The 13241-nt window shown below is 56.2% G+C and carries 13 protein-coding genes; 6 read left to right on the top strand and 7 right to left on the bottom strand.

Annotation, left to right across the window (positions count from 1 at the left end; genetic code table 11):
* Window positions 1-452: 452 nt before the first annotated feature.
* Window positions 453-3260: an Rne/Rng family ribonuclease gene (locus ACR0C5_RS00410; protein WP_480873726.1), complete on the top strand. Its 2808-nt coding sequence runs from the start codon at window positions 453-455 to the stop codon at window positions 3258-3260.
* 50 nt (window positions 3261-3310) lie between these two features.
* Here ACR0C5_RS00410 and ACR0C5_RS00415 read toward each other — a convergent pair whose 3' ends face one another.
* Window positions 3311-3544 (bottom strand): sulfurtransferase TusA family protein, encoded by a 234-nt coding sequence (locus tag ACR0C5_RS00415; RefSeq protein WP_170769679.1) that lies wholly within the window; start codon window positions 3542-3544, stop codon window positions 3311-3313.
* 105 nt (window positions 3545-3649) lie between these two features.
* Between ACR0C5_RS00415 and ACR0C5_RS00420 the strand changes: the two genes are divergently transcribed.
* From ACR0C5_RS00420 to ACR0C5_RS00435, 4 genes are all read left to right on the top strand, one after another.
* Window positions 3650-4402 (top strand): cytochrome c biogenesis CcdA family protein, encoded by a 753-nt coding sequence (locus ACR0C5_RS00420; protein ID WP_170769680.1) that lies wholly within the window; start codon window positions 3650-3652, stop codon window positions 4400-4402.
* A 63-nt stretch (window positions 4403-4465) separates the two neighbouring features.
* Window positions 4466-5680, top strand: a complete 1215-nt coding sequence (locus tag ACR0C5_RS00425; protein ID WP_480873730.1) for a hypothetical protein — start codon at window positions 4466-4468, stop codon at window positions 5678-5680.
* The gene (locus ACR0C5_RS00430) at window positions 5677-7026 is read left to right on the top strand and encodes a cytochrome P450 (RefSeq protein WP_480873733.1); all 1350 of its coding nucleotides are present in this window, start codon (window positions 5677-5679) and stop codon (window positions 7024-7026) included. The genes ACR0C5_RS00425 and ACR0C5_RS00430 overlap by 4 nt, the downstream gene beginning before the upstream one ends.
* Window positions 7027-7098: 72 nt before the next feature.
* The gene (locus ACR0C5_RS00435) at window positions 7099-7980 is read left to right on the top strand and encodes a fructose bisphosphate aldolase (RefSeq protein ID WP_480873736.1); all 882 of its coding nucleotides are present in this window, start codon (window positions 7099-7101) and stop codon (window positions 7978-7980) included.
* Window positions 7981-7986: 6 nt separating this feature from the next.
* On the opposite strand, the gene ACR0C5_RS00440 is transcribed toward ACR0C5_RS00435, so the two are convergent.
* Genes ACR0C5_RS00440 through fumC form a run of 4 tightly spaced genes read right to left on the bottom strand, consistent with a single transcriptional unit; the run spans window position 7987 to window position 10435 of the window.
* Window positions 7987-8589, bottom strand: a complete 603-nt coding sequence (locus ACR0C5_RS00440) for a DNA-3-methyladenine glycosylase I (RefSeq protein WP_170769684.1) — start codon at window positions 8587-8589, stop codon at window positions 7987-7989.
* Window positions 8590-8646: 57 nt separating this feature from the next.
* The gene (locus ACR0C5_RS00445; RefSeq protein WP_170769685.1) at window positions 8647-8868 is read right to left on the bottom strand and encodes a ribbon-helix-helix domain-containing protein; all 222 of its coding nucleotides are present in this window, start codon (window positions 8866-8868) and stop codon (window positions 8647-8649) included.
* Window positions 8865-9041: a DUF4169 family protein gene (locus ACR0C5_RS00450; RefSeq protein ID WP_170769686.1), complete on the bottom strand. Its 177-nt coding sequence runs from the start codon at window positions 9039-9041 to the stop codon at window positions 8865-8867. The genes ACR0C5_RS00445 and ACR0C5_RS00450 overlap by 4 nt, the downstream gene beginning before the upstream one ends.
* Window positions 9041-10435 (bottom strand): class II fumarate hydratase, encoded by a 1395-nt coding sequence (gene fumC, locus ACR0C5_RS00455; RefSeq protein WP_170791004.1) that lies wholly within the window; start codon window positions 10433-10435, stop codon window positions 9041-9043. The genes ACR0C5_RS00450 and fumC overlap by 1 nt, the downstream gene beginning before the upstream one ends.
* A gap of 205 nt (window positions 10436-10640) precedes the next feature.
* Between fumC and ACR0C5_RS00460 the strand changes: the two genes are divergently transcribed.
* Window positions 10641-11204, top strand: coding sequence for a hypothetical protein (locus ACR0C5_RS00460; RefSeq protein ID WP_237215913.1), 564 nt, complete (start codon window positions 10641-10643; stop codon window positions 11202-11204).
* 11 nt (window positions 11205-11215) lie between these two features.
* Here the strand turns inward: ACR0C5_RS00460 and ACR0C5_RS00465 are convergent, their stop codons facing one another.
* Together ACR0C5_RS00465 and chrA are read right to left on the bottom strand one after the other, a co-directional pair.
* Window positions 11216-11677 carry an SspB family protein gene (locus ACR0C5_RS00465; RefSeq protein ID WP_170769688.1) on the bottom strand — a complete coding sequence of 154 codons (462 nt, stop codon included), beginning with the start codon at window positions 11675-11677 and terminating at the stop codon, window positions 11216-11218.
* 76 nt (window positions 11678-11753) lie between these two features.
* The gene (gene chrA, locus ACR0C5_RS00470) at window positions 11754-13007 is read right to left on the bottom strand and encodes a chromate efflux transporter (protein ID WP_480873741.1); all 1254 of its coding nucleotides are present in this window, start codon (window positions 13005-13007) and stop codon (window positions 11754-11756) included.
* Window positions 13008-13241: the final 234 nt, after the last annotated feature.

The following is a 13241-nucleotide window of genomic DNA, read 5'->3' on the forward strand; positions in this document are numbered from 1 at the left end:
AACAGAAGAAGGTTTGGGAGCGTGCTGGATTGAGGCGGCATGCAGTTTGCCCATTGTCTTTTCCACAGGACTGCTTTTATTGTACCCGAACGGGCCGGGCCATTTTTGTGCCCTGAAGTCCCGAATCTTTGAGTTTCGCTGCGAGGTCGCAGGTGGTGACATCTTCCCACACTGGCTGAGCAGGCCGATTGTGCCCCGATCAAGGGGCAGTTGAACGCCTGAACCCGTGGATGCGGGTGAAAGGAATATAATGGGCAGACAGCGTCAAGGCGCGTCTGTCGGAGAAGAACCGCGATGACGCGCGCGCAACGATTGAATATACGGGCAGGGGGCCACAGCGCCAGACCCTGCCGCGCGCCGTTCGAAATCGCCCGTACAAGACACCTCCCCAAAAGTGCCTGTCCGCCTGGACGGGTCAGGACAACGCGTTTGGCGCGGTGCACCAAGGACAAATGGCTAAGAAAATGCTTATCGATGCCACCCACGCCGAGGAAACTCGGGTTGTGGTGGTCGATGGAAACAAGGTCGAGGAATTCGATTTTGAATCTGAAAACAAACGCCAGCTCGCTGGTAACATCTATCTTGCAAAAGTAACACGGGTCGAGCCGTCGCTGCAGGCGGCTTTTGTGGACTATGGCGGGAACCGGCATGGGTTCCTTGCGTTTTCCGAGATTCATCCGGACTATTACCAGATCCCCGTCGCCGACCGCGAGGCGCTGATGGAGGAAGAGCGCGCCTATGCCGAGGCGATGAAAGCGCGCGACGAGGCTGAGGAAGCGAAGCCCAAGAAGCGCCGGTCGCGGTCGCGGAGCAAGGCAGCGGATGTGAAAACCGATGATGCAGTGGAAACGCTGGAGGTGTCGTCGGAACCGTCGGGCATGGAAACCATTGACCTGGATGACGGGGATGAGAACGCCGATATGGCCGTTCCCGAAGGTTCGTCTCCGGTCGATCGCGTTGCGGAAACGCCGGTTGAGGAACCCGAAGAGGATGCGGCTTCCGAGGATACTCCGGCTGAGACTGAAGAAGCGGATACTGAGGTTGCATCGGAAGATGACCAGCCGGATGTATCGGTGGAGCCAGAGCTCGCAGAGGAATCTGAGCCTGATGCTGCCATTACGGATGACGCGGTGGCAGAAGAAGCTGCGGAGACCGAAGAGGCAGAAGGAAAACCTGAGGACGAGGGCGAGGGCGAGGCGCGTGCAGATGCGACGGCCAAGGATGACACGATTGAATCAGTGGCGGATGAGGATGACAGCGAAGACATTCGTCCTCCGCGCAAACCGCGCCCGCGTCGGTACAAGATTCAAGAGGTCATCAAGGTCCGCCAGGTTCTGCTGGTGCAGGTCGTCAAGGAAGAGCGGGGCAATAAAGGTGCCGCACTGACCACCTATCTCTCGCTTGCAGGGCGTTATTGCGTGTTGATGCCGAATACCGCGCGTGGCGGTGGGATCAGTCGCAAGATCACCAACGCTCCGGATCGTAAGAAGCTGAAGGAAATCGCTGCCGAGATTGACGTTCCCACGGGCGCAGGTCTGATCATTCGGACCGCTGGCGCCAAGCGTACCAAGTCCGAGATCAAGCGCGACTACGAATACCTGCAGCGCATGTGGGAACAGATCCGCGAACTGACGCTGAAATCCATCGCGCCAGCTAAGATCTATGAGGAAGGCGACCTCATCAAACGGTCGATCCGCGACCTTTACAATCGCGAGATCGACGAGGTTCTGGTCGAAGGCGAGGGCGGCTATCGCATCGCCAAGGACTTCATGAAAATGATCATGCCGTCACACGCCAAGAACGTGAAGCGGTATGAGGATTCGTTGCCTCTATTTGCGCGTTATCAGGTGGAAAGCTATCTGGCTGGGATGTTCAACCCTACCGTACAGCTGAAATCCGGCGGCTATATCGTGATCGGCGTGACTGAGGCGCTTGTGGCGATCGACGTGAACTCGGGGCGGGCGACCAAGGAAGGCTCGATCGAGGAAACCGCGCTCAAGACCAACCTTGAGGCGGCCGAGGAAGTCGCGCGCCAGCTGCGCCTGCGCGATCTGGCCGGTCTGATCGTCATCGACTTTATCGATATGGACGAGCGTAAGAACAACTCGGCTGTCGAAAAGCGCCTGAAGGACAAGTTGAAAACCGACCGTGCCCGCATTCAGGTGGGTCGGATTTCCGGCTTTGGACTGCTTGAGATGAGCCGTCAGCGCCTGCGCCCCGGTATGCTTGAGGCGACGACACAGCCTTGTCCGTCGTGCCATGGCACAGGGCTGATCCGCTCGGATGATAATATGGCGCTGACCATTCTGCGCCAGATCGAAGAAGAGGGCACGCGTCGTCGTTCGCGCGAGGTATTGGTACGCTGCCCTGTCAGCATTGCGAACTTCCTGATGAACCAGAAGCGCGAGCATATCGCGCAGATCGAGGCACGCTATGGCCTGTCGGTTCGGATCGAAGGCGATATTCATCTGGTCAGCCCCGATTTCTCGATGGAGAAGTTCAAGACTGCCAGCCGAATTGTGCCCGAAGCCACCGCGCCTGTTGTGTCGGTGGACGCATCCTTGATGGATCTCGTGGATGCAGATGAAGAGGAAAAGGTCGAGGAAGAAACGCCTGTAACCGATGAAGAGGCGAAACCCAAACGCAAACGTCGTCGTCGGCGGCGCAAGAAAAGCAACGGGAATGGCGATCAGGCCGAGGGCACTGCGGACGAGGCTGAAAGCCTGGACGAACCCTCTACGGAAGATGCACCTGCCGAAGCGGATGCGGCCGAGAAAAGCGACGAGGAAGCAGAGGTCAAACCAAAGCGCCGTCGCGCACCGCGCCGCAAAAAGAAAGAAGAAGCACCGGTTGAAGATGAAGTCAGCGCCGAGGCGTCTGATGAGGCCGAGACACCTTCGGAACCCCTTGAAGCGGCAGCGGTTGAAGAACCGCGTGTCGAAGCTGCCGAAGAACCTGCGGCCGAGGCGTCAGAGGATTCCCAAGAAGCGGAGCCTGCAGTCGCAGCGGATGAACCTGTGGCAGAACCCGAAACCGAAGAAGTTTCCGAAGAAGGAGCTGCAGCAGAACCTGTTGAAGAGCTTAGCGCCGAGCCAACCGCCGAACCCGTTGCCGAAGCCACGGAAGAACCTGCAGCGGAACCCGTCGCTGAAGCTCCGCAAGAGCCTGTGGTCGAAGAACCGGTTCTTGAGGTTGTGTCGGACGAACCTGAAAAGCCCGCTAAGCCGAAAAGGCGTGGGTGGTGGTCATTGGGACAGTGACCAAAGGGCGGGCCAATGGCCCGCCTTTTTTGTTCAGTATTGAAACAATTCTAGCCGATTTTCTGGATGATGTAGATCTGATGCCCGTCTGCTTCGTCCTGTGAAACGAGGCGATGACCGCTTTCCGCGCAAAAATGCGGAACGTCGACAACGGCTGCCGGATCGTCGGCCAAGACACGCAATAATGCGCCTTCCGGCATAGATTTCAGGCGCTTACGTGCCTTGAGGACGGGTAGGGGGCATAGCAGCCCCAACGCATCAAGTGTATCAGATGGGTTTGACATAGGCCTGAGATATTTCCAACTTGGCTGGGTGTCCAGCGTGCAACCACGAGGATGTGACCGAATGGCCCCGTGACGTTCACGGCTTCATACCATATGTGCTGAAACATGTTCGGAATTGATATCATAGACGCGGGCCTGCTGCCTGCCATGTTCATCGCAATGCTGGGCGGGCTGATCAGCTTTCTGTCGCCTTGCGTTTTGCCCATCGTTCCGCCCTATCTGGCGTATATGAGCGGCGTGTCGATCAACGAAATGCAGGATCAGGCGGCCGCTAGACGCAAGGCAACTCTGACGGCGCTGTTCTTTGTGCTTGGCCTGTCGACGGTCTTCCTGTTGCTGGGCTTTACCGCATCGGCCTTCGGCGCCTTTGTGCTGCAAAATCAAGTGCTGTTCGCAAAGCTGTCGGGCGCGGTTGTTATCGTGTTCGGCCTGCACTTTCTGAACGTGTTCCGCATTCCTTTCCTGGACCGGGAAGCGCGGATTGAAACGGGCGACTCGGGTGGTTCCGTGTTTGGGGCCTATATTCTGGGTCTTGCCTTCGCCTTCGGCTGGACTCCCTGCATCGGGCCGCAACTGGGGGCGATTCTGTCTCTGGCCGCGTCCGAAGCCTCGGTCGCTCGGGGAACCTTGTTGCTGGGCGTTTATGCGGCCGGGCTTGGTATTCCGTTCCTGCTGGCAGCGATGTTCCTGAACCGCTCGATGACTGTGATGAACAAGATAAAACCGCACATGGCGACTATCGAGAAAGTCATGGGTGGCCTGCTGCTGTTCGTAGGTATCATGCTGATCACCGGCCTGTTCACTCAGTTCAGCTGGTGGTTGCTGGAAACCTTCCCTGCGTTGGCAAATTTCGGGTAAAAACCGGACTCCTCTTACCTTGCCGGTAACGCTGCGCTAACCTGCGCCGCAGAAGGTAAGGGCATGCGCAGTCACGACAATCACAGGCAGGTTAAACGACGTCGGGTGTTCTATATTCCCGGCTATGACCCCATTCATCCCCGCCGGTACCGAGAGCTTTACCGGACCGAAAGCGCGGCTCAGGCGGCCATATCAGGGTATGAAATCACACTATCGCCCAGAACTGGCGATGGGCCATATGGTTGGCACGTGCGATCCGTGCAGGACGGGACGGCGGTAGAGGCCGAGTTTCAGGTGCTCGTGTGGTCGGATATCGTGCGCGACAGCATGTCGAACTCGATACCGGCAACCTATGGGCAACTGATCAGAACTGCGTGGGTCTATATCTCGACTGGGGCTTTGTGGCGATTGATGAAGCTCCGCAAAGGTCCTGTAATCGCCGCAATTTATCCGGTTGCGATGTTGCTGATCCAATTGGGTGTCGCTGTCGGCGCCGCGTTGGGAATATGGGCGCTTCTGTCGTCGATACTGGGCTGGGTGGCCTGCATTCTTGCCGCCGCATTGGGCTATGCCGTGCTGCGATGGTTCCGCAAAATCGACAACTACCTGTTCGCCTATTACCTGATGCATGACTATGCCCATTCCGCCGCATGTCGGGGGCGAACGCCTCTTGCTTTGCAGCAACGCCTTGCTGAATTCGCGTCGTTGGTCAACGCCGCTCTAAAGGACGACGTGGATGAAGTTCTGGTCGTAGGTCACAGTTCGGGCGCGCATCTTGGTGTCGCCGTCCTGGCCGAGCTTATCCGGTCTGCACTCCCAGACAGAGACGGTCCAACACTGTCTTTTCTGTCGCTTGGTCAAGTGGTTCCGATGGTCTCTTTTCTGCCGGACGCGACCGACTTACGCGCTGATCTGCAATTCCTCTCGCAGCAAGAGGGGGTGACGTGGGTCGATGTCTCGGCCCCAGGCGACGGATGCGCCTTTGCGCTTTGTGATCCAGTTTCTGTGACAGGCGTTAGAACCGACGCGAAGAAATGGCCTTTGGTACTATCGGCCGCCTTTACGCAGACACTTTCACCAGAGCGGTGGAGGCAGTTGCGCTGGCGGTTCTTTCGGCTGCATTTTCAGTATCTTTGCGCTTTTGATCGGGTGGGCGCCTATGATTATTTCCGTGTGACCGCTGGACCTTTGACCTTGGGTGCACGTTTCGGGGGTCGCGCACCTTCCAAATCGCGAATTGATACGCCTGTGTCGAAATACCGCTCGGTGGTTGGATGAAACCGCCCAAGCCGCCCCCGCGGCCAGACAAGGTCTCGCTTTGGCGATATCTCAAACTGTTTCGGCAGGATCTTTTGTCGGCCCAGCCACAACGACTCTACCGGGCATGGATGGCTGAATTTCGGACTGTTTTCTTTCGATCCTACATGATCAACCAGCCGGAACTGGTTGAAACTGTATTGAAAAAGAGGCCCGACGACTTCCCCAAGTCCAACCGCATCGCCGAAGGCCTGCGCCCTTTGCTGGGCAATTCAGTGTTTCTGACCAATGGTGACACGTGGAAACGCCAGCGGCGGATCATTGACCCTGCCTTTGAAGGCGGCCGTCTGAAAGATACCTTTCCGGCGATGCAGGATGCCGCGCAAGCCGCCAACGATCGGTTGCAGCAAAGCCTGAACCAGATCCTCGAATGTGAGAAATTCACCAGCCACGCGGCGGCGGATGTGATCTTTCGGACCCTGTTTTCAGTGCCCATCGAGCATGAAGTTGCCGCGCAGGTGTTCACTAAATTCCGCGCCTATCAACGCAGACAGCCCTTGTTGAACCTAGCCGCGTTCCTACCGCTGCCTAGCTGGATGCCTCGGTTCCATTCACGCCAAACAAAACAAAATGCCCGAGAAATCAGAGAGCTGATTGAACATCTTGTTTCAGCGCGCGCGGCGCTGATCGCCCAAGGTATGGCGCCAAACGATCTGGCGACCAAGATCATGACGACCCCGGACCCCCAGACTGGCAAGTGTTTCGACACAGACGAGATGGTGGATCAGGTGGCCATCTTCTTTCTGGCTGGCCACGAGACCAGCGCATCCGCATTAGCGTGGGCCCTGTACCTACTGGCACTGTATCCGGACTGGCAGGACAAGGTGGCTGAAGAGGCCGCAGCGTTGGACACCCCCGGCATGACCGCCGTTGCTGGCTTGAAGATCAGCCGCGATGTGTTCCGCGAAACCCTGCGCCTATACCCGCCGGTCCCGATGATGGTGCGGCAGGCCACATGCCCCGAAGTTTTTCGGAACCGGCAGATACAACCCGGTGCTCAAATGGTTATCAGCCCCTGGCACCTGCATCGTCATGAACGCCTGTGGGACAATCCCGACGGGTTCGACCCCGGCAGATGGCACACTGAGAATGGCAAAACCTGCCAGCGCACCGCGTTTATTCCGTTTTCGGCAGGCGCACGGGTCTGTAGCGGGGCAGGGTTCGCGATGGTCGAAGGGCCTTTGATCCTGTCTACGCTGCTGCGCCGCTATCGCTTCGAACTGGTCGAAGGCCAAACACCGGTTCCCGTGGCTCATCTGACCGTTCGCTCAAAAGATGGCATTCGGTTGCGTGTGGTTGAGCGCTAACAAACTACCATCACCAATCACGTTGCTGTATGCGGTTGAAAACAGCGGAATCATTTCGAACGGGAAAACCTTATGTCCAAATCAGAACAGCGCGCGCAAATGGCCAATGGGGCGGGGTTTATCGCCGCTCTGGATCAAAGCGGTGGTTCGACCCCCAAGGCGCTGGCGCTTTATGGTGTTGAGGCATCGGATTACAGCTCGGATGCTGAGATGTTCGGCGAAATCCAGAAGATGCGCGCGCGCATCATTCTGGCCGATGACTTCACTAAGGATAAAGTGATCGGCGCCATCCTGTTCGAACGTACCCTGGGCGAAGAGATCGACGGCAGGAAAGTTGCCGATTACCTGTGGTCGCAAAAAGGGATCGTGCCGTTCCTCAAGATCGACAAGGGGCTAGAGGATGAAGCGAACGGCGTACAGATGATGAAGCCGATCCCTGGCTTGGCGGATACGTTGGCCAAGGCCGACGGTGTTTTCGGCACCAAGGAACGTTCTGTCATCCATGAGGCGAATGCAGAGGGCATCGCCGCTGTGGTCGCCCAACAGTTCGACGTCGCACGCGAGGTTGTTGCAGCTGGTATGGTGCCGATTGTCGAGCCTGAGGTAAACATCAACTCTTCCACCAAGGCCAAGGCTGAGGACATCCTGAAAGCGGAAATCCTGAAGAATCTCAACCAGTTGGAGGACGGGCAGGATGTAATGCTGAAGCTGACCATCCCCAGCACCGCCAATCTTTACGATGCTGTGGCCGATCACCCGCGTGTTCTGCGCGTTGTGGCGCTTTCGGGTGGGTATTCGACTGATCAGGCCTGTGCGCTGCTGTCCGAGAACGGCAAGATGATCGCATCTTTCTCGCGGGCGCTGACCGAGGGTTTGTCGAAACAGCAATCAGATGCCGAGTTCAACGCGGCGCTGGGTGGCAATATCGACAAGATCTTCCAGGCTTCGGTCTGATCTGACCTAAACCGGTTTTGTGAATTCGCGGCGCAAACGCGCCGCTTTTTCACGCATCACGCACCCTTCCGCGTGATCATTCACAAGCCCCATCGCCTGCATGAAAGCAAAAACCGTGGTGGGGCCCACGAATTTCCAGCCCCGTTTCTTCAAATCCTTCGACATCGCAATGGACTCGGCCGAGGTTGAGGCCGTTTGCGGAACCGGGGGCATTGTCGTCTCATACCGCCACACATAGGCTGCCAGCGACCCCTCGGCCGCGATCAATTCCTGCGCCCGTTGGGCGTTGTTGATCACGGCCTCGATCTTGCCGCGATGCCGGATGATACCTGCATCCTGCAACAACCGTTCCACATCCGCGTCATCAAATTGCGCCACCTCTTTGATATTGAAATGTTTAAACGCTTTACGGAAATTTTCGCGTTTGGACAGGATTGTGCGCCAGCTTAAGCCGGATTGAAAACTTTCGAGGCAGAGCTTTTCGAATAACCGTTGATCATCCGCGACTGGATATCCCCATTCAGCATCATGATACGCAAAGAACTCAGGTGCGGCCTGACACCAGGCGCATCTGGGTTGGCCGTCCGGGCCTTGTACGGTCTTCAACATGTTTGTGCCCTTTTTGTTCCATTGACGCTACTGCGCCTCAGGCCAAAAAGCAATCGCTCACGGACGGTTGCGGTACCAGTTCAGCACATAGACCCGAATTGCCGACGCTAACCCGATATCAGGGTCACGCTCCACATCAATCTGCGCAGCCAACGCATTGATAGGCATCTGTTTTTGCTTTGCAATATCCCGAAATGCGGACCAAAATTCATCCTCAAGTGAGACCGAAGTTCGGTGCCCTTTGAGGGTCACAGAGCGTTTGACAGGGCGCCCGCTCATTCATCTAACTCGTGATTGTCCAGATCGCGTGTCTGTTTTTCTCGATCCAGCCGGTCCGCCTCTTTCTGAGCTTTACTGCGCCCGAAAGCGACGGCGTTCTGGTCAGCGCGGGCCTTTTTGTTGGCCCGCGCTTTTTCCTTGCGGTACCGGTTCAGATTGACCGGTTTGCCCATCAGTCCTTTGGGCCAATCATCTGTTCGGGGCGGACAACCGCGTCAAAGGTCGCCTCATCCACGAAACCCAGCGCGATGGCTTCTTCTTTCAAAGTCGTGCCATTCTTGTGCGCCGTTTTGGCAACCTTAGTGGCGTTGTCATAACCAATGGTGGGGGCCAGTGCTGTCACCAGCATCAGCGATTCCTTCATCAGCTTGTCGATGCGCGGTTCGTTGGCCTGAATGCCCAGCAGCATCCGTTCCGTAAAGCTGTCCGCAGCATCGCCCAGCAACTGGATGGATTGCAGCAGGTTGTAGGACATCATCGGGTTGTAGACGTTCAGTTCAAAATGACCCTGACTACCTGCGAATTTGATCGCGGCGTCATTGCCCATCACATGCGCTGCCACCTGGGTCAGCGCTTCGGCCTGTGTTGGGTTAACTTTGCCGGGCATGATGGACGAACCGGGCTCATTCTCGGGTAGGATCAGTTCGCCAAGGCCGGAGCGAGGGCCGGACCCCAAAAGCCTGATATCATTGGCGATCTTGTAGCAGCTACCGGCAATTGTCGCCAAGGCGCCAGACAGGAATACCATGGCATCATGCGCGGCCAGCGCCTCGAACTTGTTGGGGGCGGTGACAAAGGGCAGGTCGGTGATTTCTGCCATATTGGCTGCCACAGCCTCGCCCCATCCGTGCTGCGTGTTCAAACCGGTACCTACAGCTGTGCCGCCTTGGGCCAACTCATAAATGCCGGGCATTGCAGCATTTACACGTGCGATTCCCTGCCGGATTTGATGGGCATAGCCGCCAAATTCCTGGCCAAGCGTCAGCGGGGTCGCGTCTTGCGTATGGGTACGGCCGATCTTGATGATATCTTTGAACTCATCCGCTTTCTGTTCCAGTCCACTGGCCAGCTTTTCCAGGCCGGGCAAGAGGACATCCCGAACGCTCATCGCGGTTGCGATATGCATGGCGGTTGGGAAGGTGTCGTTCGACGATTGCCCCATATTGCAGTGATCATTGGGATGCACCGGGTCCTTCGATCCGATCACGCCGCCGAGAATCTCTATGGCGCGGTTTGCAATCACCTCGTTCGAGTTCATGTTCGATTGGGTGCCGGAGCCGGTTTGCCACACTACTAGCGGGAAGTTGTCGTCGAACTTCCCTTCAAACACCTCACCAGCCGCCTGAATTACCGCATCCGCAATCGTTGCGTCCAGTTTGCCGGTTGCCTTGTTCTGCATGGCGCAGGCTTTCTTGATCACCCCTAGCGCACGCACGATGGCGACGGGCTGTTTTTCCCAGCCGATGGGAAAATTCATGATCGAGCGTTGCGTCTGCGCGCCCCAATACTTGTCTGAGGGAACCTCCAACGGGCCAAAGCTGTCGGATTCGGTGCGGGTCTGGGACATCGGTCACTCCGTCGTGTATGCCGTTGCATGCCGTTTACGCACAACTTTAGCATCATGCAATCGGCCAGTTGCGCGCACCATAAACTTAAGGTGGGCAAAGGTATAGATCGTGCCGAGTGTCATTTTCTTCTGTTAAACTTGAAACGGACCATTGTACGCGCCGGTAGGTGAGCTAGAATAAAACATCATCATTTTGGAGGCGCACGTGCTCCTACAAGTTCCGGTTCATTCCTTTAGACTTATTGGCCTTATTGCAGGTTGGGTGGCGTTTTTTTCGGTCGTCGCATTGCCATCGCATGCTGCTGAGATCACGCCCTTTGTCGGTGACTATGTAGGTTCGGCCAATATGGTTGATCAGGATGGCACCGAAACCCCAAGGGACATGAGCGTTTCGATCCAAGAGAACAAAAACGGATTCAATGTCAGTTGGAAAACGACGACCTACAAGCATGACGGGCGCGTGAAAGAGCAGGCCTTCTCGATCGACTTCAACCCCTCTGAGCGATCTGATGTTTTCTCGGCCGCGATGCGCCGAAACGTTTTCGGGCACGAAGTGCCGTTGGACCCGATGCAAGGCGAGCCATTCGTCTGGGGCCGCATCATGGGCGACACCCTGACCGTGTTTTCGTTGTTTATTGATGAAAACGGTGGATACGAGCTGCAGCAGTTCGACCGCACCCTGGCGGAGGGTGGGCTTGATCTATCCTTTTCCCGGTTTCGCAACGGGATCAAGTCCCGCTCGGTCGAGACCTTCCTGAAAAAACAATAATCCCGACAGGGTTACTTCCGGAAACTGTCTAGCGACACGACATCAGCGTCATGATGCTCGTCCTGCTCGGCCTCGATTTCAATCGGCGCCTCTGCTATCGGTACCTCATCGTCCTCATCTTCGGCGCTTTCAAAACGCAATCCGAATTCGACAGAGGGATCGACGAAAGTTTTGATCGCAACATACGGAATATACAGCGGTTCCGGCGCATCACCGAAGTTCAGCGTAATTGCAAAACCCGAGTCTCCGACTTCGAGGTTTTCGAACCAGTGCTGCATGACGATCGTCATCTCTTCTGGATATCGCTCGCGCAGCCAATCGGCCATTTCAACGCCGTTCTGACGCGTGTCGAAAGTAATAAAGAAATGATGCGCTCCGGGAAGACCGTTTTCAGAAACGCCGGTCAGAACCGTTTTGATCAGCCCGCGCATGGCGGTGTGCATCAGGTTCCCGTAATCAATGTCCTGCGACATGTGTCATCCTCAAATATGGTGCCCTTCAGCATAAGGGATTCCATTGGAAACGAAAGACCGAGAGTCGCGGGATTGTTCAAAGAAAATACGTTCCGACACCGGCTATGGCCATCAGGGCCAATGTCTTTCCCATGCCGAATTTGAATCGAAATATCAACACTCCAGCGATCAAAGTTAATATCAGGGCGGAGATATTGAGCGTATTTGAAGCGGGCCAGGGCAAACGAACAAGCCCCCACGCTATCTCTGTCACGTCCGTGAAAAAAACATGCAAGGCAAACCAAAGAGAAAGGTTGAGAATCACACCCACAACTGCCGCCGTTATGCCATGCAATGCGGCTGAAAGGCGGGGTCTGGCGGCCAGCTGGTCCAAGTATGGTGCGGTTAGGAATATCCACAGGAAACACGGCACGAATGTAGCCCAAAGCGCAACGATTCCCGCAGCCAACGCCAACGGCAATCCTGCCGTTGTTTGTCCGGTCAGCATGGCGACGAATTGGGTAACAAGGATAAGCGGGCCCGGGGTCGTTTCAGCCAAACCCAATGCGTCGATCATCTGGTTGGTTGTGATCCACTCGTATCTTTGGACGACGGTTTGCGTCATATACGCAAGAACGGCATATGCGCCACCAAATGTTACTACTGCCAAACGGGCGAAAAACCAACCCAGATCGCTTAACAGTTTAGCGCCCGCAATGCTGAGGAGAAACAAAGGTGTCAGCCACAGAGTGATCCAAATCAGACAGGTGCGCACAGGGTTAGTTTGGGGCGAGGAAATGCCCGATACGGAAGACTGGCCCCCATCAAGCCGTAGATACCCCCAAACCGCGGCACTCAGAATAATGACAGGAAAGGGCAGTTGCAGTGCGAAGATGGTCAGAAAACCGAACAGGGCGATAAGTTTGCTTTCGCCACTGGTCAACGCGCGGCGTGACAGATTGCGCAATGCTTGAATGACAATGACGATGACTGTTGCCTTCACTCCTAGAAAGCCCGCTTGGACGAAAGGAAGGTCACCAAACCGAGCGTAAAGCAAAACCAGAGCGCCAATAACTATTGCACCAGGCAGTACAAATAGAGTGCCGGCAATCAAACCGCCGGGCACGCCGCGCAAACGCCAGCCGGCATAGGTGGCCAACTGCATTGCCTCGGGGCCGGGAAGCAGCATGCAAAGTGACAGCGCCCGCAGATAGGTGTGTTCATCCAACCAAGGGCGTTTTTCGACAAGTTCTTCGTGCATCAATGAGATTTGCGCCGCGGGTCCGCCAAAAGATAGCAGGCCAATACGTCCAAAAACACGGATCAACTCGGGGACCGAAGGGGGCGTCATCTGGTTCTGTCCATGAAAACGGCTAGGTATTGCGCTGACGTCAAACGACAGCTGCTGCGAGCAATTCCACTTTCAGTGCGCGAAGTTAGGTCTAAGCAACAAAGAGTTACGGCGGGAATATTGCGTTTTTGTCTTTGGAGTACATTCAGAATAGGTTGAATAGGGCACGGCATGTCACTTGCCTCAGGCACGACCACGCGAAGCTTGGGGTTACCCCATCACGGGTGTTCGCGA

Source organism: Ruegeria sp. N8 (assembly GCF_056531325.1).

Bases quoted from the DNA above. Each gene is read 5' to 3' on its own strand.
- ACR0C5_RS00440 (WP_170769684.1), bottom strand. From the start codon at position 8,589: ATGTTGAAGACCGTACAAGGCCCGGACGGCCAACCCAGATGCGCCTGG.
- ACR0C5_RS00445 (WP_170769685.1), bottom strand. From the start codon at position 8,868: ATGAGCGGGCGCCCTGTCAAACGCTCTGTGACCCTCAAAGGGCACCGA.
- ACR0C5_RS00430 (WP_480873733.1), top strand. From the start codon at position 5,677: ATGAAACCGCCCAAGCCGCCCCCGCGGCCAGACAAGGTCTCGCTTTGG.
- chrA (WP_480873741.1), bottom strand. From the start codon at position 13,007: ATGACGCCCCCTTCGGTCCCCGAGTTGATCCGTGTTTTTGGACGTATT.
- ACR0C5_RS00415 (WP_170769679.1), bottom strand. From the start codon at position 3,544: ATGTCAAACCCATCTGATACACTTGATGCGTTGGGGCTGCTATGCCCC.
- ACR0C5_RS00425 (WP_480873730.1), top strand. From the start codon at position 4,466: ATGCGCAGTCACGACAATCACAGGCAGGTTAAACGACGTCGGGTGTTC.
- ACR0C5_RS00420 (WP_170769680.1), top strand. From the start codon at position 3,650: ATGTTCGGAATTGATATCATAGACGCGGGCCTGCTGCCTGCCATGTTC.
- ACR0C5_RS00410 (WP_480873726.1), top strand. From the start codon at position 453: ATGGCTAAGAAAATGCTTATCGATGCCACCCACGCCGAGGAAACTCGG.
- ACR0C5_RS00435 (WP_480873736.1), top strand. From the start codon at position 7,099: ATGTCCAAATCAGAACAGCGCGCGCAAATGGCCAATGGGGCGGGGTTT.
- ACR0C5_RS00465 (WP_170769688.1), bottom strand. From the start codon at position 11,677: ATGTCGCAGGACATTGATTACGGGAACCTGATGCACACCGCCATGCGC.
- fumC (WP_170791004.1), bottom strand. From the start codon at position 10,435: ATGTCCCAGACCCGCACCGAATCCGACAGCTTTGGCCCGTTGGAGGTT.
- ACR0C5_RS00450 (WP_170769686.1), bottom strand. From the start codon at position 9,041: ATGGGCAAACCGGTCAATCTGAACCGGTACCGCAAGGAAAAAGCGCGG.